Below are 22,604 nucleotides of genomic sequence, written 5' to 3'. Positions count from 1 at the left end.
CGGTAGAGAGTTGGGTTTCCGATCGGCAACCAGATCGGAGGATTTGCTCCCAACGAGTGGCCCCGTTCGCCCGCTGGCGGGCAGACTGCTCGCAATCGTTAGGGAGGCGACATGGGTCTTCGGGCCAACGCGACGCAGCGACAACGAAGGTTGGGTGTCGAGCTGCGCAGACTACGTGATGTGGGAGGCCTGTCGGTCGCGGAGGCCGCATCCTTCGCGGGGCTCGGCGCGCCGCATCTGGGGCACATCGAAGCGGCTCGAACGGCCATTCCTGAGGCGAAGATCCGTGCATTGGCTGCCGCCTATGGTTGCCAGAATGAATCCCTGGTTGATGGGCTGGTGGCCATGGGGGCATCGACAGGCAGGGGGTGGTGGTCCGACTATCGCAAGGTGCTGTCAGCGGATGCCCTTGACCTCGCGGAGTTGGAGGCGTCCTGTGCCGGGTGCAAGACCTTCCAATGGCTATACGTGCCGGGCGTGCTTCAGACCCCGGAGTACACCCGAGCGTTGTTCAAAGGCGGTGAGCCGGAAGCATCACCGCAGACTATGGAGCTATCCGTCGAATTCCGGCAGCACCGCCAGCGCATGCTCACAGGTGGTTCCCTGACAGCCTTCCACGCGGTCATCCATGAGGCGGCTCTGCATATGCAGTTCGTGGGCGCGGAAGTGATGCGACGCCAGGTCGAGCATCTGGTGGAGATGGCCCGACTGCCGCATGTGTGTATTGAGATCCTGCCCTTCAAGGCCGCTGCCTACCCGGCCCCCTTCGGTGCGCCGTTCGTGGTATTCGAGGGTGCCGTGCCTGAGCTGAACACTGTCTACGTGGAGCACCCCATCTCCTCACCGTTCGTCAGTGGTCAGGCGCAACTTGCCCAGTTCTCCGATGCCTTCAGCCGCTTGAGCGCTGTGGCCCTGCCGCCGATTGACCTGAGAGTCGAACCCGAGTTCCATGTGCGGAAAGACTCCCTCGGGCTCATTCAGCATCTGTTGTACGCGCCGTGAAAGGAATGCCATGCCAGAGCATCAGTGGCAGAAGTCGAGCTTCAGCGGAGGCGCCACCAGTGGTGAGTGCGTCGAGGTGACTGCCGACATCGACGGCCGCATCCGTCTCCGTGAGAGTGAAGCCCCGGGCACCGCACTCGCGACGAGCCGTCCCGCCTGGAGCGCGTTCCTGAGGACCGTCAAAGCCGAAAGCTGAAACGCCGACGCGCCGGCGGAGTCACCCCCCCCCGCCGGCGCGTCGGCCCTCACCTCGAACCCGGAACGATCAGAAGTCGTCGTCGAAGGAGACCGAGCCCTCCACCGCCGTCTGGTACGCGGACGCGCGGCGCTCGAAGAAGTTGGTCAGCTCCTGGACGTTCTGGAGCTCCATGAAGGAGAAGGGGTTCTCCGAGCCGTACACGGCCGGGAAGCCCAGGCGGAGCAGGCGCTGGTCGGCGACGCACTGGAGGTATTCGCGCATCGACTCGGTGTTCATGCCCGGCAGGCCCTCGCCGCACAGGTCGCGGCCGAACTGGAGCTCCGCCTCCACGGCCTCCTTGAGCATGTCGGTGACCTGGCGCTCCAGCTCGTCGTCGAAGAGGTCGGGCTCCTCCTCGCGGACGGTGTCGACGACCGAGAACGCGAAGTTCATGTGCATCGTCTCGTCACGGAACACCCAGTTGGTGCCGGTCGCCAGGCCGTGGAGCAGGCCGCGGGAGCGGAACCAGTAGACGTAGGCGAAGGCTCCGTAGAAGAACAGGCCCTCGATGCACGCCGCGAAACAGATGAGGTTGAGCAGGAACCGGCGGCGGTCCGACTTCGACTCCAGGCGGTCGATCTTCTCGACCGAGTCCATCCACCTGAAGCAGAACTGCGCCTTCTCCCGGATGGAGGGGATCTCCTCCACCGCGTCGAAGGCCGCCGCGCGGTCCTCCGGGTCGGGGAGGTAGGTGTCGAGGAGCGTCAAGTAGAACTGGACATGCACGGCCTCCTCGAAGAGCTGACGGCTCAAGTACAGCCGTGCCTCGGGGGAGTTGATGTGCTTGTAGAGCGTCAGGACGAGGTTGTTCGACACGATCGAGTCGCCCGTCGCGAAGAACGCCACCAGCCGCCCGATCATGTGCTGCTCGCCCGGCGAGAGCTTGGCGAGGTCGGCGACGTCGGAGTGGAGGTCGACCTCCTCCACGGTCCAGGTGTTCTTGATCGCGTCGCGGTAGCGGTCATAGAAGTCCGGGTACCGCATCGGGCGCAGGGTGAGTTCGAAGCCCGGGTCGAGGAGGTTCTTCGCGATCTTTTCGGTCGTCTCGGCAGCCTTCGTCTCGGCCGCGGTCTTCTCAGGGGTGGTGGTCATTACTGGCAGGCCTCGCAGGACTCGGGGTTTTCCAGGGAGCAGGCGATCGCGTCGTCGGGGTCGCTCGCCTGCTGCGGTACGGGGGTGGGGGCGGCCGCGCGCGCCGACTGCGCGATGCGCGTCGCCGGGCGCGAGCGCAGGTAGTACGTGGTCTTGATGCCGCGCTTCCAGGCGTACGCGTACATCGAGCTGAGCTTGCCGATCGTCGGCGAGGACAGGAACAGGTTCAGCGACTGGCTCTGGTCCAGGTAGGGCGTACGGGCCGCCGCCATGTCGATCAGCGAGCGCTGCGGGATCTCCCACGCGGTGCGGTACAGGTCGCGCACCTCGGCGGGGATCCAGCCCAGCTCCTGGATCGAGCCGTTGGCCTCCGTCATCGCGTCCCGCGTCGTGCGGTCCCACACGCCGAGCTTCTTCAGGTCCTCCACCAGGTAGGCGTTGACCTGGAGGAACTCGCCGCTGAGCGTCTCGCGCTTGAAGAGGTTGGAGACCTGCGGCTCGATGCACTCGTACACGCCCGCGATCGAGGCGATGGTGGCCGTCGGCGCGATGGCCAGCAGCAGCGAGTTGCGCATGCCGGTCTTCGCGATACGGGCGCGCAGCGCCGCCCACCGGTCGGCCCACGTCGGCTCGGCGTCGGGGTAGTGGTCCGGGTGGAGCACGCCGCGCGCGGTACGGGTCGCGGACCAGGCCGGGTGCGGGCCGTGGCGCTCGGCGAGGTCGGCGGACGCCTCGTACGCGGCGAGCATGATCCGCTCGGAGATGCGGGTGGACAGCTCGGCGGCCTCGGGGGAGTCGAAGGGCAGCCGGAGCCGGAAGAAGACGTCCTGGAGGCCCATCAGGCCCAGACCCACGGGCCGCCAGCGGGAGTTGGAGTTCCCGGCCTGCTCGGTCGGGTAGTAGTTGATGTCCACGACGCGGTCGAGGAAGGTGACGGCGGTGCGGACCGTGGCGTCGAGCCGCTCCCAGTCCATCTCGCCGTCCGTGCCCAGGTGCGCCGCGAGGTTCACCGAGCCGAGGTTGCAGACGGCCGTCTCGCCGTCGTCGGTGACCTCCAGGATCTCGGTGCACAGGTTGGAGGAGTGCACGACCCGGCCCGGCTCGGCGGTCTGGTTCGCGGTGCGGTTGGCGGCGTCCTTGAACGTCATCCAGCCGTTGCCGGTCTGCGCGAGGGTGCGCATCATCCGGGCGTAGAGGACCCGCGCCGGGATCTGCTTGACGGCCCGGCCCGCGGCCTCGGCCGCGCGGTACGCGGCGTCGAACTCGTCGCCCCACAGGTCGACCAGCTCGGGCGCGTCGGCCGGCGAGAACAGCGACCAGTCGGCGTCGGCCTCGACGCGGCGCATGAACTCGTCGGGGATCCAGTGCGCCAGGTTGAGGTTGTGGGTGCGCCGGGCCTCCTCGCCGGTGTTGTCGCGCAGTTCCAGGAACTCCTCGATGTCCGCGTGCCACGTCTCCAGGTAGACGCAGGCCGCGCCCTTGCGCCGGCCGCCCTGGTTGACGGCGGCGACGGAGGCGTCGAGGGTCCGCAGGAACGGGACGATGCCGTTGGAGTGGCCGTTGGTGCCGCGGATCAGGGAGCCGCGGGAGCGGATGCGGCTGTACGAGAGGCCGATGCCGCCGGCGTGCTTGGAGAGCCGTGCGACCTGGTGGTAGCGGTCGTAGATCGAGTCGAGCTCGTCCAGCGGGGAGTCCAGCAGGTAGCAGGACGACATCTGCGGGTGCCGGGTGCCGGAGTTGAAGAGGGTGGGGGAGGAGGGCAGGTAGGACAGCGTGCTGGTGAGCCGGTACAGCTCGGCGACGTCGTCCAGGGCCCGTACGGATCGGTCCTCGGCGAGGCCGCACGCGACCCGGAGCAGGAAGTGCTGCGGGGTCTCGATGACCTGCCGGGTCAGCGGGTGGCGCAGCAGGTAGCGGCTGTGCAGCGTGCGCAGCCCGAAGTAGCCGAAGCGGTCGTCGGCGCCGTCGGCGAGGGCCCGTTCCACCAGGGCGTCGAGCCGGGCGGCGTGGTCCGTGACGAACGCGGCGGTCTCGTCCGCGATCAGCCCCTCGCGGTGGCCGGTGGCGACGGAGGCGGAGAAGGAGAGCGCGCCCTGGCCGGCCGCCTCGTCGGCGATGGCCCGGGTCAGCAGCCGCGCGGCCAGCCGGGAGTACTCGGGCTCCTCGGCGATCAGGCCGGCGGCGGCCTCGGTGGCCAGCGACCGCAGTTCGGCCGCGTCCGAACCGGGATGGCGGCCGCGCAGCGCGGCGGCGGCGACCTTGCCCGGGTCGGTGGCGGGCAGATCGGCGGTGAGGTCGGTCAGGGTACGCAGCAGCGCGGTACCCGGGCCGTCGGACGCTACCTCTGAAACCGGATCGGCGGGCGCGATGGTCACGGTGTGGCTCTCCCTCGCTCGGCAGGGGGCCAGGAGGGAGGGGGCGACGGGCGCGTACGGGCGCGACCCGGAAAAGGGCACGCCGCACCGCGTCCACCGGCCCAACCCGCGAGGCCCGGACGTATTCGACGCCCAGGCCGGGTATGGCGGCTCGGCCAGGGGCGTGCTCTCGGCAGGTCATCGGACTCATGGGTACGTAAATGCGCACACATACACCGTTGCGGGACAGTTCCGGATTCGCACCGGATTCCCCTGCGACGACAGCGAGCATGAGCATACATCTTGTGCTGGCGGTCGCACGCACCCCCACATCTTGTGTCGCTCTCCGCAGGAAGTGGGGTGAATGTGCTAGTGGCGCCGTCGCGCTTCCCCCGCGATTCTGCCGGGTCCCCACCGCGTTTTCGCCGATTTTCCGCCATGCGCGCGGGCCCCGGCCCGCTGCCTGCGCATGACACGAGCCCCGGTTTTCCCTGCTGCAACAAGCGTATTGACGTCTGGTCCCGCGCCCGATCCGTTGACCGTCCACCGTCGGCGGAGTTGGCTCGTCCGCGGCGGCGGGGACCGGACGCGAGAGCCACGGGCAAGCGGCACCCCAGGAGGGGACGAGATGGGCAAACGCACCCGCACAGCCGTCGTCGGGACAGGGATGTGCGCGCTGGTGCTGCTGCCGGTGGCGGCCGCCGCCGCCTGGCCGGAGGCGCCGCGTACGGAACGGATCGCCGCCGCCGCCTCCGACGGCGCGCGGCCGGCCGGTTCCTCCGGCGGCGCGGCCGTCTCCGCGGACGGCCGCTACGCCGTCTTCGCCTCGGACTCCGCGGACCTGGTGCCCGGCGACACCAACGGCCAGGCGGACATCTTCGCCAAGGACCTGCGGACGGGCGGGGTGGAGCGCGTCACCGTCGCCGCCGACGGCACGCAGGCCGACTCCTGGTCGGCGAACCCCGCGATCAGCGCGGACGGCCGCTACGTCGCCTTCTCCTCGGCGGCCGCCAACCTCGTGCCGGGGGACGCCAACGGCGTGGACGACATCTTCGTACGCGACCGCCGCACCGGCCGCACCGAGCGGATCACCGGCGACGGCGCCGACGTCTCCGACGGTACGGGCGGTACGGGCAGTACGGGCGGTACGGGCAGTACGGGCAGTACGGGCAGTACGGGCGGTACGGGCGCTACGAGCGCCGGAGCGGCCCGCGACGTGCGGGCGTTGGGGATCAGCGCCGACGGCCGCGTCGTCGCCTTCGCCTCCGGCCGCGACGGCCTGGCGCCGGGCGGCGCCCACGGCGTGCGGGACGTCTTCACGTACGACCGGCGTACGCACGTCACGCGGCGGGCGAGGGTCGCGAGCGACGGGACCCAGGCGGGCGCGGCGACCGCCTGGACGGTCGTCGCCGCGGACGGCAGGCGCATCGCCGTCACGCCACGGGCCCCCTACCGCGGCGCCGGACAGTCGCCGTCGCCGGCGTTGGACGCCACCGCACCCACGGTCGCCAAGTCCCGCGAGCGCTCTTCCTATGTGCACCATCCGAGCACCGGAGGACGCACCGCCGTCCTCGACTCCGACGACAGCCGTCTGGCGCCCGATGACAGCCGCTCGGCACCTGGCGACAGCGGCTCGGCGCACGTCGACAGCGGCTCGGCGTCCGGCGGCGCCCATGGGGCCTCGGACGTCTTCATCCGGAGTCTCGGGGAGTGACGAAGACCGACGCCGTTCACCCCTTGGCCGCCGGGCATGGCACGGGGTAGGACACGAGCCTCGGTTTCCCCTGCTGCAACAGGCGTATTGCGGTCCTGTCGACCGTCCCATGCGTTGACCGTGTACGGCCGACAGAGTTGGCTCGGCGGCCACGGAAGAGTCTCGGGAGGGGAGAGCCGGAATGGACGTACCCGGGCACTTACTCGGACGCGCGGGCGTCATCGGCCCGGCCGCCCTCGCACTCGCCCTTCCGGCCTGAGACGACCACTTGGTGCCCGGGGACACCAACGAAGCGCAGGACAGCTTCATCCGGCACGTCAGATTCTGAACTGGGGGAGACGCGAGATGGGCAGATCCAAGCGTGTAGCCGTTGTGGGAGCCGCGGTCTGTGCGGCCGCGTTGTTGCCGGTGGGGGCGGCCTGGGCGGGGCCCGGTGCGCCGCCGCACACGGAGCGGGTGAGCGTCGCGGCCGACGGGACGCAGGCCGACGCTTACTCCGCCACCGAGACGATCTCCGCCGACGGGCGGTACGTGGTCTTCAGCTCGGCCGCCGCCAATCTGGTGCCGGGCGACACCAACGGCGCTGCCGACATCTTCGTCAAGGACCTGCGGACCAAGCGGGTCGAGCGCGTCAGCGTGGCCACCGGCGGCGCGCAGGCGGACGCCGCCTCGTCCGAGGCCTCGGTCAGCGCCGACGGGCGCTATGTCGCGTTCACCTCCGCGGCCGCCAACCTGGTGCCCGGCGACGACAACGGCGCGGAGGACGTGTTCGTACGCGACCGGCACACCGGCCGTACCGAGCGCGTCAGCGGCGGCACGGTCGCCGGCACGCCGAGCCCCGACGCCTGGAGCCCGTCGATCAGCGCCGACGGCCGCGTCGTCGCCTTCGGTTCGGGCCGCACCGATCTGGTGCCGGGCGACACCAACGGGGAGCAGGACGTCTTCGCGTACGACCGCGGTACGCACACCACACGCCGGGTGAGCGTCGCGACCGACGGCACCCAGGGCAACCTGTCGTCGTACTTCCCGGTCGTCAGCGGGGACGGCCGGCACGTCGCCTTCTACTCGAAGGCGTTCAACCTGGAGCCAGGCAAGCCGGCGCGGCCGGAACCCGGCGGGCTCGGGATCGCCAAACCGAGGGAGTACCCCTCCTTCGTCCACGACCTGCGCACCGGGCGGACCCAGGCGCTGACGGTGAGCTGGGAGGGGAAGACCGCCGGGGGCCGGGTCACCTCGCTCAGCGCGGACGGCCGGTACGCGGTCTTCGGCAGCTACTGGCCCAACGTGGTGAAGGAGGCTCCGCTCCGCGAAGGGCGGGTCTACGTCCGGGACGTCCAGAAGGGGGCCACGACCCTGGAGTCGCTGGCGCCCGACGGGAGCCAGGCCGACAGCGCCTCCTACGGGGGGAAGCTCGCCGACCACGGCCGGCTGCTGTTCTTCCACTCCTCGGCGGCCAACCTCGTGCCCGGCGACGCCAACAACACCGGCGACGTGTTCGTACGCGACCGGGAGACCGGGCACGTCGAGCTGGTGAGTCTCGCGGCCGACGACAGCCAGTCCACGATGTGGACGGATTCCGTCGCCGTCGACGCCGCAGGCCGCGTCGCCGTCTTCGACTCCGACGACGGCCACTTGGTCCCCGGCGACACCAACGACGTCTCGGACGTCTTCGTCCGGCGCCTCGGACACTGAAAGCCGATGGCGCGGACAGCGCCGATCAACTTCCTTAAACGGCCCAACACTTGGCCGACCGCCGGGCCGATTCTCTCGGCCCGGCGGCGATCGATGTCCGGAAGGGACACGGAATGGGCAGATTCAAGCGCGGCACCGTCGTGGGAGCCGCGGTCTGCGCGGCGGTGCTGCTGCCTGCGGGGGCGGCCTGGGCGGGGCCCGGTGCGCCGCCGCACACGGAGCGGGTGAGCGTCGCGGCCGACGGGACACAGGCCGACGCCGCCTCCTCCACCGAGGCGATCTCCGGCAACGGCCGCTTCGCCGTATTCACCTCCGCCGCCGCCAACCTGGTGCCCGGCGACACCAACGCGGAGGAGGACGTCTTCGTCAAGGACCTGCGGACCAAGCGGGTCGAGCGCGTCAGCGTGGCCGCGGACGGCACACAAGCGGACGGCTGGTCGTCCGACGCCTCCATCAGCGCCGACGGCCGGTATGTCGCGTTCGCCTCGTACGCCGCCAACCTGGTGCCCGGTGACGACAACGGCGCGCAGGACGTGTTCGTACGCGACCGGCGCACCGGCCGCACCGAGCGCGTCGGCGCCGGTCCGGCCCCCGGCCCGCAGACCTACAGCGCCTGGATGCCGTCGATCAGCGCAGACGGCCGCGTCGTCGCCTTCGCCTCGCGCCGCGCCGGTCTGGTGCCGGGCGACACCAACGACGTGCAGGACATCTTCGCGTACGACCGGCGTACGCACACCACGCGCCGGGTGAGCGTCGCGAGCGACGGAACGCAGGCGAACCGCGCGTCCGCCCAGCCGGTCATCAGCGCGGACGGCCGGCACATCGCCTTCACCTCGAAGGCGTTCAACCTGGAGCCCGGCGAGCCGGTGCGCCGGGAGCCCGGCGGGCCCTCGGTCGCCAAGCCCAGGGAGTACCCCTCCTTCGTCCACGACCTGCGCACCGGGCGGACCCAGGCGCTGACCGTGAACTGGGAGGGAAAGACCTACGGGGGCAGGGTCACCTCGCTCAGCCCGGACGGCCGGTACGCCGCCTTCAGCAGCTACTGGCCCGGCGTGGTGAAGGAGGCTCCGCTCCGCGAAGGGCGGGTCTACGTCCGGGACCTCCACGACGGCACGACGACGCTGGAGTCGCTCGCGCAGGACGGGAGCCAGGCCGACAGCGACTCCACCGGGGGGAAGCTCGCCGACGACGGAAGGCTGCTGTTCTTCACCTCCTCGGCGACGAACCTCGTGCCCGGCGACGCCAACAAGGCCGCCGACGTGTTCGTACGCGACCGGGAGACCGGACACGTCGAGCTGGTGGGCCTCGGCGCCGACGACGATCCGTCCGCGACGGGGGCGGGCGGCGTGGAGACCGACGCCGAGGGCCGCACCGCCGCCTTCTACTCCGCCGACGGCAACTTGGTTCCCGGCGACACCAACGGGTTCGGGGACGTCTTCGTCCGCCGCGTCGATTCCTGACCTGAACGAACAGAGGGGCCCCGGCCGAAAACGACCGGGGCCCCTCCGTACGCCTACGCGTCAGTGCCCGCCCGGCGCGCCCGCCGTGGCCGGCGGCAGCTCCGTCCGCACGCCAGGGTCGCCCGAGTCCGCCGTGTAGTCCGACGGCGAGGTCTCGTCCACGCCGTCCGGGGCCTTCACGGCCTTCAGGACGAACGTCAGCACGACCGTCACGAGGACATTGAGCACGAACGCGGTGAGCCCGATGTAGCCGATCTCGCCGATGCCCGGAATCTGGTCGTTGCTGCCGCCGAAGTGCTTCTGCGTGGGGCTCGCCACCCCGTACGCGGCCACCGTGCCGTAGACCATGCCGACCGCCCACCCGGCGAGCAGCGCCCACCGGTGGAACCAGCGCGTGAACAGGCCGCCCACCAGCGACGGGAAGGTCTGGAGGATCCAGATGCCGCCCAGCAGCTGGAAGTTGATCGCCACCGTCTTGTCCATGGTGAGGACGAACGCGAGCGCGCCGACCTTCACCAGCAGCGAGACCAGCTTGGAGACCTTGGCCTCCTGCGCGGGCGTGGCCTCGGGCTTGAGGAAGTCCCTGTAGATGTTCCGCGTGAAGAGGTTGGCCGCCGCGATCGACATGATGGCCGCGGGGACCAGCGCGCCGATGCCGATGGCCGCGAACGCGACGCCCGCGAACCAGTCCGGGAACATGTCCTCGAACAGCTGCGGAATCGCCAACTGGCCGTTCTTCACCTTGACGCCGGCGGCGATCGCCATGAAGCCGAGCAGCGCCAGCAGCCCCAGCATCAGCGAGTACAGCGGCAGGATGGTGGTGTTGCGGCGGATCACGTTGCGGCTGCGGCTGGAGAGCGTCGCGGTGATCGAGTGCGGATACATGAACAGCGCGAGCGCCGAACCCAGCGCCAGCGTCCCGTACGCCCACTGCGACTTGTCGCCGCTGGCCAGTTCGCCGCGCGGCTTCCCGGTGGCCGGATTGATCTGCTCGAACGCGTGGCCCGCCTTCGCGAAGATGTCGTCGAAGCCGCCCAGCTTGATCGGGATGTAGATGATCGCCACCAGGATGACGAGGTAGATCAGGCCGTCCTTCACGAACGCGATCAGCGCGGGTGCGCGCAGCCCGGACGAGTAGGTGTAGGCGGCGAGCACGGCGAAGGCGATGAGCAGCGGCAGGTCCTTGACGAACCAGTTGGTGTTCTCGCCGCCGCCGACGCCCATCACGTCCAGGACGGCCTGGATGCCGACGAGCTGCAGCGCGATGTACGGCATCGTGGCGAGGATGCCGGTCAGCGCCACGGCCAGCGAGAGCCCCTTGGAGCCGAACCGGCCGCGCACGAAGTCCGAGGTGGTCACGTACCCGTGCTTGTGCGAGACCGACCAGAGCCGGGGCAGGAAGGTGAAGATCAGCGGGTAGACGAGGATCGTGTACGGGACCGCGAAGAACCCGGCCGCGCCCGCCGCGTACACGGCCGCCGGCACGGCGACGAAGGTGTACGCGGTGTAGAGGTCGCCGCCGAGCAGGAACCAGGTGATCCAGGTGCCGAAGCTGCGGCCGCCGAGGCCCCATTCGTCGAGGCTCGCAGCGTTGTCCGCGCGCCGCCAGCGGGCGGCGAGGAAGCCCATGACCGTGACGGCCACGAAGAAGAAGATGAAGACGCCGAGCGCGACGCCGTTCACGCCGTGGTTCATCGCGACGCACCCGCCCTACGGTTCCGCTCGTGGCGGCGGACGATGACGTACGCGATGGAGGTGAGCGCGGTCGAGATCAGCACCCAGGCCATCTGGTACCAGTAGAAGAACGGGATGCCGATGAAGGTTGGGTCGGTCTTCGCGTACGAGCCGACCCACAGAATCGCGATGAAGGGGATGACGAGGCAGACGCCCGCCACGACGAGCGGCGCCGTGACGACCGGCCTCCGCTCGGCCTCGGGTGGTTCCGACATGGCACGCGCTCCGTCCCCTTGACCGATCTTCTGCGTAATGCGCAGGAAATCTAGAGGAGCCGCCCTCCGGACGTCACCCCCCGTCCGCATATCGGTACGGACACGCTTCACGGACCCGCAGGTCAGGCGGGTACGCGCGTCAACCCGCCAACCTGCCAAGCCGCTTCGACCCGCAGGCTTTCGCTTCGGTCCGGTCGGCCGCCGCTTCAGTCCGCGGGGGCCCCTCAGTCCGTCGGCCTCCGCAGCAGCGCCACGCTGTGCTGTCCCGGGGGCAACCCCCGTACCCCCGGCCGGACCGGCATCCCCGCCCCTCAGTCCGTGGGCCTCCGCAACAACGCCACGAACTTGTACCGGTCCCCCCGGTAGACCGAGCGCACCCACTCCACCGGCTCGCCCCGCGCGTCGCGCGAGTGGCGGGAGAGGAGGAGCATCGGCAGGCCCACGTCCGTGCCGAGCAGGCCGGCCTCGCGCGGGGTGGCCAGGGAGGTCTCGATCGTCTCCTCGGCCTCGCCCAGGTGCACGTCGTAGACCTCGGCCAGTGCCGTGTAGAGGGAGGTGTACTTCACCAGGCTGCGGCGCAGCGCGGGGAAGCGCTTGGCCGACAGGTGCGTGGTCTCGATCGCCATCGGTTCGCCGCTCGCGAGCCGCAGCCGTTCGATGCGCAGCACCCGGCCGCCCGCGGTGATGTCGAGCAGCCCGGCGAGCCGGTCGTCGGCGGTGACGTAGCCGATGTCCAGGAGCTGGGAGGTGGGTTCGAGTCCCTGGGCCCGCATGTCCTCGGTGTAGGACGTGAGTTGGAGGGCCTGCGATACCTTTGGTTTGGCGACGAAGGTGCCCTTGCCCTGGATGCGCTCCAAGCGCCCCTCCACGACGAGTTCCTGGAGTGCTTGGCGTACCGTCGTGCGGGAGGTGTCGAATTCCGCGGCCAGTGCGCGCTCTGGAGGAACAGGGGTTCCCGGGGGTAGGGTTTCGGTCATCTCCAGCAAGTGCCGTTTGAGGCGGTAGTACTTGGGGACGCGCGCGGTGCGCGTCACACCGGCGGCGCCGACGGCGCCGCCCTCCGTGGTGCCTCCGTCGGTCGTCAAGGTGCGCCTTCCCGACTCCGAACCTGCTGCCGTCACCGGCTCCTCCGTCCATTCGCGTCACATCGTGGCACGGACACGGCCCGAGTGGACCTGTGCCGAAGCGTCCGACCTCAGGTGTCGGTCCGATAACGGACCTGACAGCGACTCTTATACACCCTTGACACCCCAAAAGGTCTAGGCCAAGCTGCGGGAACTGGTCTAAACCATTAAAGACCACAGTCGGTCCTTGAGGAGAGTGCTGTGAAGCGTGGGCTCATAGCGGCGACAGGTGTCGCGGCCATGTTGGTGAGTGTTGCGGCCTGTGGGTCCGGCGACGGCGACAAGAAGTCTGGTGCCGACGGTTTCAAGGGCGAGACCTTGAACGTCTGGTTCATGGATGGCTCGAATCCGCCGAAGTGGACCAAGGACGTCCAGGCCGAGTTCGAGGAGAAGACGGGCGCCAAGCTCAAGATCACCATCCAGAAGTGGAACGGCATCCAGCAGAAGCTGACCACGGCGCTCTCCGAGTCCAACCCGCCGGACGTGGTCGAGATCGGCAACACCCAGACGCCGATGTACGCGCAGACCGGCGGCCTGGAGGACCTGTCCGACCTCAAGAAGGAGATCGGCTCCGACTGGACGGAGTCCATCAACAAGTCCTCCGTCTACGACGGCAAGCAGTACGCCGCGCCGTGGTGGGCCGCCAACCGCGTCGTCGTCTACAACAAGAAGATCTGGGCCGACGCCGGCATCAAGGACACGCCCAAGACGCGTACCGAGTTCCTCAAGGACCTCGACGCGATCAAGAAGAAGGGCAACGCCGACCCGATCTACCTGCCCGGCCAGAGCTGGTACGTCCTCGACGGCTTGATCATCGGCCAGGGCGTCGACCCGGTGAAGAAGGAAGGCAACAAGCTCGTCAGCAACCTTGCCGACCCGAAGATCGCCAAGGCCATGGACATCTACAAGCAGTACCAGGCGTTCAGCACGGCCCCCAAGGACAAGGACGAGGCCAACCCGCAGCAGGGCCAGGTCTTCGGCAAGGGCAAGACCGGCGCGTTCATCGGCATGGGCTGGGAGGCGAACGTCTCCATCGAGACCAACCCGGCCATCAAGAAGGACATCGGCTACTTCACGCTCCCCGGTGAGACCGCGGACAAGCCCGAGGGCGTCTTCCTCGGCGGCTCCAACCTCGCGGTCGCCACGGGCAGCAAGAAGCAGGACCTCGCCAAGGAGTTCCTGAAGGTCGCGCTGTCCGACAAGAATGAGGGCGCGCTGGCCAAGGAGGCCGGCAACGTCCCGAACAAGCAGTCCCTGATGGACAGCGTCAAGGGCAACGCGGCCGCCGAGGCGATGACCCCCGCCGTCGCGGGCGGCGGCACCACCCCGCTGGTCCCCGAGTGGGCCGCGGTGGAGAACGAGCCGAACCCGATCAAGGCGTACATGACGGCCGTTCTGGGCGGCAAGTCCGCCGACGAGGCCGCCAAGCAGGTCGAGCCCGACATGAACAAGCGGCTCAGCCAGAAGCAGTGAGCCGGGCGGGCCCCGCGCCCGCACGACACCTCCGTACGGACCGGCGCATCCCGGTCCGTACGGACTTCCGTCCGTACGCCCCCTTTTATTCGGCCCCAGGCTGACGGCTCCCCGGCCGCGGCACCGGCCTCCCGGCTCGCGTTTCGGCTTTCGGCTCCGGCCGGGTCCGTACGGGCCCCTGGTACGACCACGCACGGCGCGCTCGGCGCAGGAAGAAGAACCCCATGTCCATCGAGTCGAAAGAGGTCCCGACGGACCTCGTCGCCCCTGGGGCCGGGAGCGCCGGGCCGCCACCGGGCAAGCGCCCCCGCGGCGCCGGCCAGGGCGCGAGAGGCGGCGCGACGCCGTACCTCCTGATCCTGCCGGCGGCGCTCGTCACGGTGCTGCTGCTCGGCTGGCCGCTGGTCAACAACGGCGTCATCTCGTTTCAGAACCTCAATCCGCGGCAGCTGATCCAGCACGTCACGGAGTGGACCGGGTTCGACAACTACGCCGGCCAGCTGGGCGGTTCCGACTTCTGGAGCGTCACGCTCCGGACGGTCCTGTTCACCGTCGTCAACGTGGTCCTGATCATGGTGATCGGTGCCCTGGTGGGGCTGCTGCTCGCCCGGCTCGGCAAGAAGATGCGCCTGCTGCTGATGCTCGGCCTCGCGCTCGCCTGGGCGATGCCCGTCATCGCCGCGACCACCGTCTTCCAGTGGCTCTTCGACGAGCGCTACGGCGTCGTCAACTACGTCCTGGACCAGTTCGGCTGGCACTCGATGGCGCATTACAACTGGATCGGCGACCAGTTCTCGACGTTCTTCGTCATCATCGTGCTGATCGTCTGGCAGTCGGTCCCCTTCGTCGCCTTCAACCTCTACGCGGCGACGACCACCATCTCCAAGGAGCTCTACGAGGCCGCCTCGCTGGACGGCGCGGGCGCCTGGAAGAGCTTCACCTCGGTGACGTTCCCGATGCTGCGGCCCTTCTTCCTGGCCACGACCTTCCTTGAGGTCATCTGGGTCTTCAAGGCGTTCGCGCAGGTCTACGCCATCAACCAGGGCGGCCCCGACCACCTCACCGAGACCCTGCCCGTCCACGCGTTCGTGGAGGGCATGGGCAGCCAGCACTTCGGGGTGGGTGCGGCGATCTCCATCCTCACCATCCTCATCCTGCTGGCGCTGATGGCGTACTACTTCCGCATCGTCTTGAGGCAAGAGGAGGACGACCTGTGAGGCGCTCACTTCTGGGCCGGGTCTGGCCGGGAGCGACCGCGGTCGTTCTCTTCATCGGGCTCGTGTTCCCCGTCTACTGGATGTTCGCCACTGCCTTCAAGCAGAACAACGACGTCATCAGCGAGGTCCCGGTCTGGTTCCCGACCAACCCGACCTTCGCCCACTTCACCAAGGCCATCAACGCGGACGGCTTCTGGACGCTGGTCGGCAACTCGTTCACGGTCACCGTGCTCGCGGTCGTCTTCTCGCTGGTGATCGGCGTCTCCGCGTCCTTCGCGATCGCCCGGATGCGCTTCAAGGGACGCAAGAGCACCATCCTGATCATGATGATGGCGCAGATGGCCCCCTGGGAGGTCATGGTCATCGCCGTCTACCTGATCGTGCGCGACGCGGACCTGCTCAACAGCCTGGTGCCGCTCACCGCCTTCTACACGATCATGGTGCTGCCCTTCACCATCCTGACGCTGCGCGGCTTCATCGCCGCCGTGCCCAAGGAGCTGGAGGAGTCCGCGATGGTCGACGGCTGCACCCGCAGGCAGGCGTTCGTGAAGGTGGTCTTCCCGCTGCTGGCCCCCGGTCTGATGTCCACCTCGCTCTTCGGCTTCATCACCGCCTGGAACGAGTTCCCGCTCGTGCTCATCCTGAGCAAGGACCCCTCCGCGCAGACCCTCCCGGTCTGGCTCACCGGATTCCGCACCACCTTCGGCGACGACTGGGGCGCCACCATGGCCGCCTCCTCGCTGTTCGCCCTCCCCATCCTCCTCGTCTTCCTGATCCTTCAGCGCAAGGCAGTCGGCGGACTCACCTCCGGCGCAGTGAAGGGATAACGCTCGCCCATGACGACGCTCGCACGCGACACCGACACCCTGACCCGAGACGCGCTCACCGTTCTGCAACCCGGCTTCACCGGCACCGAGGCCCCCGAGTGGCTGCTGCGCAGAATCGGCGAGGGACTCGCCTCCGTCGCCCTGTTCGGCCGCAACGTCGCCACGCCCGAGCAGCTCGCCGCCCTCACCGCGCAGCTCCGCGCCGAGCGCCCCGACATCCTCGTGGCCATCGACGAGGAGGGCGGGGACGTCACCCGGCTGGAGGTCCGTACCGGCTCCTCCTTCCCCGGCAACTTCGCGCTCGGCGCCGTCGACGACCCGCAGCTCACCCGGGCCGTGGCCCGCGAGCTGGGCCGACGGCTCGCCGAGTGCGGGGTCAACCTCAACTGGGCGCCCTCCGCCGACGTCAACTCCAACCCGGGCAACCCGGTCATCGGCGTACGGTCCTTCGGCGCCGACCCGCACCTCGTCGCCCGGCACACCGCGGCCTACGTCGACGGCATGCAGTCCGCCGGCGTCGCCGCCTGCACCAAGCACTTCCCCGGCCACGGCGACACCGCCGTCGACTCGCACCACGACATGCCGCGCATCGGCGCCGACCTCGGCACCCTCTACGCCCGCGAGCTGACGCCCTTCCGGGCCGCCATCGCGGCCGGCACCAAGTCCGTGATGAGCGCCCACATCCTGCTGCCCGCGCTCGACCCGAGCCTGCCCGCCACCCTCAGCCCGACCACGCTGCACGGCCTGCTGCGCGCCCCCGAGAGCGAGGGCGGCCTCGGCTTCGACGGGCTGATCGTCACCGACGGCATGGAGATGCACGCCATCGCCGGCACCTACGGCATCGAGCACGGCAGCGTGCTCGCCGTCGCCGCGGGCGCCGACGCCATCTGCGTCGGCGGCAACACGGCCGACGCGGACACCGTGCTGCGGCTGCGCGACGCGCTCGTGGCCGCCGTCCGCGCGGGCGAGCTCTCCGAGGAGCGGCTCGCCGACGCCGCGGCCCGGGTGCGCGCCCTGGCGCGCTGGACCTCGGAGGCGGGCGCGGCGGCGCAGGAGGGGACCGCGCCCGCCCCCGAGGTCGGACTCACGGCCGCCCGCCGCGCACTGCGGGTGACCGGCTCGTACGAACCGCTGACCGAGCCCGCCTACGTCGCCGCCTTCACCCCCGTCGCCAACATCGCCGTCGGCGACGAGACGCCCTGGGGGCCCGGCCCGGAGCTCGCGAAGCTCCTCCCGGGCACCGCGACGGGCACGTACGACGGCGAACTCGCCGCCGCACAGGGGACGCCCGCAATGATCGCAAATGTGCTCGAAGCGGCCGCGGAACGTAGGATCGTCGCAGTGGTACGCGACGTCCACCGGCACCCCTGGATGGCCGACGCACTGGAAGCCCTGCTCGCCGCCCGGCCGGACACGGCCGTCGTCGAGATGGGCGTGCCCCAGGCGCCGCCGGCCGGAGCGCCGCACATCGCGACTCACGGGGCCGCCCGCGTCTGCGGACGGGCCGCCGCGGAGGTCATCACCGGCAAGGGCGCCGGGCGCTGAGCCCCGTGGTTCGTACGCTACACAGCCATTTGGAGGCACCCAGCATGTCCGCCACGACTCCCGGCCGGCACAGCGAGCAGCCGGGCCGGATCATGTCCGGCGAAATCGTCGAGCAGCCCGCCGTGCTGCGCCGCATCCTCGACGAGGGCGCGCCGAAGATCCGGGAGATCGCGGAGGCCGTCGCCGCGAAGAAGCCGCGGTTCGTGCTCCTCACCGCGCGCGGCACCTCCGACAACGCGGCGCTGTACGCCAAGTACCTGCTGGAAGTGCGGCTCGGCATCCCGTGCGGCCTCACCTCGATGTCCACCACGACGGCGTACGGCGCCCAGCCGGACCTCACCGACGTGCTGGTCATCACGGTCAGTCAGTCCGGCGGCTCGCCGGACCTGGTGGCCTCCACCAAGGCGGCCCGCGAGGCCGGCGCGATCACCCTGGCGGTCACCAACAACGCCGATTCGGCGCTGGCCGCGGTCTCCGAGTTCCACATCGACGTGCTGGCCGGCCCGGAGAAGGCGCTCCCGGCCACCAAGACGTACACCGCCGAGCTGCTGGCCCTCTACCTCTTCGTCGAGGGGCTGCGCGGCGGCGACGGCTCGGCCGCCAAGGCCCTGCCCGAGCTGGCCGAGCAGATCCTCGCGCGCGGCGCGGAGGTCAAGCAGCTCGCCGGCCGCTACCGCTTCGCGGAGCGCATGGTGCTGACCTCGCGCGGCTACGGCTACCCGACCGCGAAGGAGGCCGCGCTGAAGCTGATGGAGACCAGCTACATCCCGGCGCTCTCCTACTCCGGCGCGGACCTGCTGCACGGCCCGCTCGCCATGATCGACGCCATCTCGCCGGTCATCGCCATCGTCACGGACGGCAAGGGCGGCGAGGCGCTCCAGCCGGTCCTGGAGCGGCTCCGCGGCCGTGGCGCGGACCTCGTCGTCATCGGCGCCGAGGCCGAGGTCGCCAAGGCGTCCGCGGGCTTCGCCCTGCCCACGGACGGCGTGCCCGAGGAGCTCCAGCCGATCCTGGAGATCCTTCCGCTGCAGCTCCTGGCCTACGAGGTCACCATCGCCCGCGGCCAGGACCCGGACGCCCCGCGCGCGCTGGCGAAGGTCACCGAGACCCGCTGAGGCCCGTACGGACGACAGGGCCCCTCACCCGCGCCGGGTGAGGGGCCCTGTGTTGTCGTGCGGAGGCTTGGGGGGCGGAAAACACTTCGGGCCGCGGCGCCAGGACGGGACCCTCAACCCGACCGGCACCGCAGCCCGGAGCAGACATCGGCCGACCGGCGGTGCGAGGTGTGCGGGCCCCGCGGCCGGTGAGGCCGACTGAGGTCCGGGACGCGGTCAGGGCAGAGAGCGCCACGGTCCTCGATCCGCCCTCCTGTGCGGGGAGAGCGGAGGCTTTACCCGACCATTGTGGACTAGACCATTCGCCGCTGTCTATGCGCGGGACGAAGTAATGAGGCCCCGGACGGGGCGGAACCCCCGGTCCGGCGGCCCCTCCGACCGGCCGCCGCCCACGCCCCCTTACCGCCCGAAACGGGCTTTCGGGGGAACGCGGGTACGCTCACAGCCGTGCCTTCCATGAACGACCTGGTCCGCCAGCACACCGCCCTCAGCGACTCCGACCTGGAGTGGCTGCATCTGCTGGTCTCGGAGTGGCAGCTGCTCTCCGACCTCTCCTTCGCCGATCTCGTCCTGTGGGTCCCCACCCTCGACGGCACGCGGTACGTCTCCGTGGCCCAGATGCGGCCCAACACCGGGCCCACCTCGTACCAGGACGACATGGTCGGCCACCTGGTGCCGCGCGGCCGCAGGCCCATGCTGGACGCCGCGCTCGACGAGGGCCGGATCGTCCGCGAGGGCGACCCGGAATGGCGCGAGGAGGTGCCCGTACGCGTCGAGTCCATCCCGGTCCGGCGCGAGGGCAGGGTGCTGGGGGTCATCGCCCGCAACACGAACCTGCTGACCGTACGGACCCCGAGCCGGCTGGAGCTGACCTACCTCCAGAGCGCCTCGGACCTCGCCCAGATGATCGCCGCCGGCGCCTTCCCCTTCCCCGGCCAGCAGGTCGACATGGACGCCTCGCCGCGCGCCGGCGACGGCCTGATCCGCCTCGACGCCGACGGCATCGTGCAGTACGCCAGCCCCAACGCGCTCTCCGCCTACCACCGCCTCGGCCTCGCCGCCGACCTCGTGGGCCACCATCTGGGCGAGGCCACCGCCGAGTTGGCGCCCGCCCGCGGCCCCGTCGACGAGGGTCTCGCCAAGCTCGCCAGCGGCTGGGCGCCGCGCGAGTTCGAGGTCGAGGGCGACGACGGCGTCATCCAACTGCGCGCCATCCCGCTCAAGCCGAAGGGCAACCACATCGGTTCGCTCGTACTGCTGCGCGACGTCACCGAACTGCGCCGTCGCGAACGCGAATTGATCACCAAGGACGCGACCATCCGGGAGATCCACCACCGGGTGAAGAACAACCTCCAGACCGTCGCCGCGCTGCTGCGCCTCCAGGCCCGCCGGATCGGCTCGGGGGAGGGGCGGGAGGCGCTGGAGGAGGCGGTCCGCCGGGTCGGCTCGATCGCGATCGTGCACGAGACGCTCTCCCAGAATCTGGACGAGCGGGTCGAGTTCGACGAGATCGCCGACCGCGTCCTGGCCATGGTCGCCGAGATCGCCCCGGGCAAGGTCACCGGCCGGCGCACCGGCCGGTTCGGCGTCCTCGACGCCGAGGTCGCCACCCCGCTGTCCATGGTGCTCACCGAGGTCCTGCAGAACGCGCTGGAGCACGGCTTCGGGCCGGGGGAGCAGGGCACGGTCGAGGTGCTGGCGGTGCGCGCCGCCGCGCGCGAGGAGTCGCGGCTGCGGGTCACCGTGCAGGACGACGGGTGCGGACTGCCGCCGGGCTTCGACGCGCAGCGCGCCGGGAACCTCGGTCTCCAGATCGTACGAACGCTGGTGGAAGGCGAGTTGAACGGGAAGTTCGACATGGTGCCCGCGCCGGAGCGGGGCACGCGCGTCATCCTCGACATCCCGGTGCGCGGCGAGAAGCACTGAGAATCGCCGAAGGCGCCGCACCGCACAGCACTGAGCCCCGGACCGTGGATACGGTCCGGGGCTCCACAACTCACGTTGCTGTGCGCATCGGGGGTACTGCGCGCTGCGGCTCGGGGGCCGAGGGGCGTCGTCAGGCGGTAGCGTTACGCGCCCGGTTGCGGGCGGCGCGGCGCTTCATTGCGCGGCGCTCGTCCTCGCTGAGGCCACCCCAGACGCCGGAGTCCTGGCCGGACTCAAGCGCCCACTGCAGGCACTGCTCCATGACGGGGCAGCGGCGGCAGACGGCCTTGGCTTCCTCGATCTGCAGCAGCGCAGGACCGGTGTTGCCGATGGGGAAGAACAGCTCCGGGTCTTCCTCACGACAAACGGCGTTGTGACGCCAGTCCATGGCTGCTACCTCTCCTCGTATTGCGGTTACGTCGCTTGTGAATGTGAACGCTTTCACGAATCCCCCCGCGAATGAAGGGCCGACGCCACGTCGAAAGAACGCGTGTGGTCCTAGAAAAGAGGAGGGGGTTCGGGCTCTCATGGGGGCCGGTGATGAGCGGCCGTCCCGATCGCCATGAAGAGAGTCGCAAACCTCGGCGGCGGATACAACCCCTTCCGGAAAGTTTTTTTGGATTCCTCGGTGTCGGCTAGGTCACAGCCGTACTTCCAGGGGGTGGAACCCAGCCTAAACGTTCGAGTGGAAGGACTTTAGCCCCTACCACTCACACAATCACACGCAGTGCCCGGCGTACGCCTGTGAACGTCACGCTCGTTCGCAGTCCCAGGTGGTCGCCGTCCATCTGGAAGGGCAGTGGCACCTGGGAATGCAAGGTGAAGGCCGTCAAGTCGTGCATCCCCACCACATGCTTGCCGCGCGGGCCGCGCTCCGGCGTTGACGTCATCAGCTGAGCCACGTGCCGAGTCGCCGACGGAGTGGACAGCCTGGTGAATGCGAGCAGGTCAAGAGCGGTGTCGAAGGACGCCTCGGGGGTCGCGTAAACCGGCCTGTTGCCGAAATAGGTCCATGGCGAGGTGTTGCAGATTATCGACACGACGAGATCCTCGACCGGATCCTCGCCCGGCCGTTCGAGAGTGATCGTGCCGCGCCGGCGGTTCGCCTCGCCCATGAATTGCCGCATCACCTGTCGTGCGTACAGGGCATGGGTCGAACGCTTGCCGCGCTCACGCTGCTGTTCCACCCGCCCGATCACTCCGGCGTCGAATCCCAGACCCGCACAGAAAGTGAACCAGCGTTCCGGAACGCCCTCGTCATCCGTGCCCGGAGTTCCCGACGCCAGCCCGAGGCCCACCGTGCGCTCGCTGCCCTCGCGCAGCGCGTTCAGCAGCGCGCCGGTCGCCTCGACGACGTCATTGGGCAGTCCCAGCGCGCGGGCGAAGACATTGGTCGAACCGCCGGGCACCACGGCGAGCCGCGGCCGGTCCGCCGGATCGGGGCCGCCGCTCAGCAGGCCGTTGACGACCTCGTTCACCGTGCCGTCGCCGCCGAGCGCCACGACCAGCTCGGTGTTGCCGTCCTCGGCGGCCCGGCGCGCGAGGTCGCGGGCGTGCCCCCGGTACTCGGTGGTCGCGACCTCCAGCTTCAGGTCGCTGGCGAGCGCGTGCACCAGGACATCGCGGGTGCGGGCACTGGTGGTGGTTGCCGACGGATTGACCACGAGAAGCGCGCGCATGGGCGCCAGACTACCTACCTGTGGGTATGTGTCCCGCTCCTGGCCCATCTCCCACCCTGCCTCCCGGCTCGTCCGCCGCCGTCCCGTACGGACCGGGGCCCCGGCCTCGTACGAACCCACGCCCCGGCCCCGTACGGACCCGGCCCGGTCAACCGCCTGGCGGGCCGCTCACGGGCCGGTCGGGCTACCCTGCAGGG

The 22,604-nt window shown here is 70.0% G+C and carries 18 protein-coding genes and 1 riboswitch; of the genes, 11 read left to right on the top strand and 7 right to left on the bottom strand.

Annotation, left to right across the window (positions count from 1 at the left end; genetic code table 11):
- The first annotated feature begins 111 nt into the window (after positions 1-111).
- Positions 112-1,002 (top strand): helix-turn-helix transcriptional regulator, encoded by an 891-nt coding sequence (locus AB0I22_RS02860; protein WP_363128809.1) that lies wholly within the window; start codon positions 112-114, stop codon positions 1,000-1,002.
- Positions 1,003-1,012: 10 nt separating this feature from the next.
- Positions 1,013-1,198 (top strand): DUF397 domain-containing protein, encoded by a 186-nt coding sequence (locus AB0I22_RS02855; protein ID WP_363128808.1) that lies wholly within the window; start codon positions 1,013-1,015, stop codon positions 1,196-1,198.
- A 69-nt stretch (positions 1,199-1,267) separates the two neighbouring features.
- Here AB0I22_RS02855 and AB0I22_RS02850 read toward each other — a convergent pair whose 3' ends face one another.
- Together AB0I22_RS02850 and AB0I22_RS02845 are read right to left on the bottom strand one after the other, a co-directional pair.
- Complete coding sequence (locus tag AB0I22_RS02850; protein ID WP_363129091.1) at positions 1,268-2,224, bottom strand: ribonucleotide-diphosphate reductase subunit beta; 957 nt, start codon at positions 2,222-2,224, stop codon at positions 1,268-1,270.
- A 107-nt stretch (positions 2,225-2,331) separates the two neighbouring features.
- Entirely contained in the window at positions 2,332-4,707 is a 2,376-nt protein-coding gene (locus tag AB0I22_RS02845) for a ribonucleoside-diphosphate reductase subunit alpha (protein WP_363128807.1), read from the bottom strand.
- Positions 4,708-4,860: 153 nt separating this feature from the next.
- A riboswitch (cobalamin riboswitch) is annotated at positions 4,861-4,994 on the bottom strand.
- Between the two features lie 320 nt (positions 4,995-5,314).
- Between AB0I22_RS02845 and AB0I22_RS02840 the strand changes: the two genes are divergently transcribed.
- From AB0I22_RS02840 to AB0I22_RS02830, 3 genes are all read left to right on the top strand, one after another.
- A complete protein-coding gene (locus AB0I22_RS02840; protein WP_363128806.1) occupies positions 5,315-6,400 on the top strand; it encodes a hypothetical protein in 1,086 nt (361 codons plus the stop codon).
- A 345-nt stretch (positions 6,401-6,745) separates the two neighbouring features.
- The gene (locus AB0I22_RS02835) at positions 6,746-8,092 is read left to right on the top strand and encodes a hypothetical protein (RefSeq protein WP_363128805.1); all 1,347 of its coding nucleotides are present in this window, start codon (positions 6,746-6,748) and stop codon (positions 8,090-8,092) included.
- 113 nt (positions 8,093-8,205) lie between these two features.
- Entirely contained in the window at positions 8,206-9,552 is a 1,347-nt protein-coding gene (locus AB0I22_RS02830) for a hypothetical protein (protein WP_363128804.1), read from the top strand.
- Positions 9,553-9,612: 60 nt separating this feature from the next.
- On the opposite strand, the gene mctP is transcribed toward AB0I22_RS02830, so the two are convergent.
- From mctP to AB0I22_RS02815, 3 genes are all read right to left on the bottom strand, one after another.
- Complete coding sequence (mctP, locus tag AB0I22_RS02825; RefSeq protein WP_363128803.1) at positions 9,613-11,247, bottom strand: monocarboxylate uptake permease MctP; 1,635 nt, start codon at positions 11,245-11,247, stop codon at positions 9,613-9,615.
- The gene (locus AB0I22_RS02820; RefSeq protein WP_363128802.1) at positions 11,244-11,501 is read right to left on the bottom strand and encodes a DUF3311 domain-containing protein; all 258 of its coding nucleotides are present in this window, start codon (positions 11,499-11,501) and stop codon (positions 11,244-11,246) included. Before AB0I22_RS02820 ends, mctP begins: the two co-directional genes overlap by 4 nt.
- Positions 11,502-11,812: 311 nt before the next feature.
- The gene (locus AB0I22_RS02815; protein ID WP_363128801.1) at positions 11,813-12,586 is read right to left on the bottom strand and encodes a GntR family transcriptional regulator; all 774 of its coding nucleotides are present in this window, start codon (positions 12,584-12,586) and stop codon (positions 11,813-11,815) included.
- A 279-nt stretch (positions 12,587-12,865) separates the two neighbouring features.
- On the opposite strand from AB0I22_RS02815, the gene AB0I22_RS02810 reads away from it, so the two are divergent.
- From AB0I22_RS02810 to AB0I22_RS02785, 6 genes are all read left to right on the top strand, one after another.
- Positions 12,866-14,098 (top strand): extracellular solute-binding protein, encoded by a 1,233-nt coding sequence (locus AB0I22_RS02810; protein WP_363128800.1) that lies wholly within the window; start codon positions 12,866-12,868, stop codon positions 14,096-14,098.
- A 224-nt stretch (positions 14,099-14,322) separates the two neighbouring features.
- Complete coding sequence (locus tag AB0I22_RS02805; RefSeq protein ID WP_363128799.1) at positions 14,323-15,315, top strand: sugar ABC transporter permease; 993 nt, start codon at positions 14,323-14,325, stop codon at positions 15,313-15,315.
- Positions 15,312-16,142, top strand: a complete 831-nt coding sequence (locus AB0I22_RS02800; RefSeq protein WP_363128798.1) for a carbohydrate ABC transporter permease — start codon at positions 15,312-15,314, stop codon at positions 16,140-16,142. The genes AB0I22_RS02805 and AB0I22_RS02800 overlap by 4 nt, the downstream gene beginning before the upstream one ends.
- Before the next feature lie 9 nt (positions 16,143-16,151).
- A complete protein-coding gene (locus AB0I22_RS02795; protein WP_363128797.1) occupies positions 16,152-17,687 on the top strand; it encodes a glycoside hydrolase family 3 N-terminal domain-containing protein in 1,536 nt (511 codons plus the stop codon).
- Between the two features lie 44 nt (positions 17,688-17,731).
- Positions 17,732-18,802 (top strand): SIS domain-containing protein, encoded by a 1,071-nt coding sequence (locus AB0I22_RS02790; RefSeq protein ID WP_363128796.1) that lies wholly within the window; start codon positions 17,732-17,734, stop codon positions 18,800-18,802.
- Between the two features lie 456 nt (positions 18,803-19,258).
- The gene (locus tag AB0I22_RS02785; protein ID WP_363129090.1) at positions 19,259-20,728 is read left to right on the top strand and encodes a PAS domain-containing sensor histidine kinase; all 1,470 of its coding nucleotides are present in this window, start codon (positions 19,259-19,261) and stop codon (positions 20,726-20,728) included.
- A gap of 130 nt (positions 20,729-20,858) precedes the next feature.
- Here the strand turns inward: AB0I22_RS02785 and AB0I22_RS02780 are convergent, their stop codons facing one another.
- Both AB0I22_RS02780 and AB0I22_RS02775 read right to left on the bottom strand, forming a co-directional pair.
- Complete coding sequence (locus AB0I22_RS02780; protein ID WP_004937597.1) at positions 20,859-21,116, bottom strand: WhiB family transcriptional regulator; 258 nt, start codon at positions 21,114-21,116, stop codon at positions 20,859-20,861.
- Between the two features lie 322 nt (positions 21,117-21,438).
- Positions 21,439-22,407, bottom strand: coding sequence for a diacylglycerol kinase family protein (locus AB0I22_RS02775; RefSeq protein WP_363128795.1), 969 nt, complete (start codon positions 22,405-22,407; stop codon positions 21,439-21,441).
- Positions 22,408-22,604 lie beyond the last annotated feature (197 nt).

The organism is Streptomyces sp. NPDC050610, from assembly GCF_040654875.1.
Taxonomy (GTDB): Bacteria; Actinomycetota; Actinomycetes; order Streptomycetales; family Streptomycetaceae; genus Streptomyces.
The sequence above is the reverse complement of the archived record's forward strand: the minus strand, read 5'-3'. Positions and strand labels throughout refer to the sequence as shown.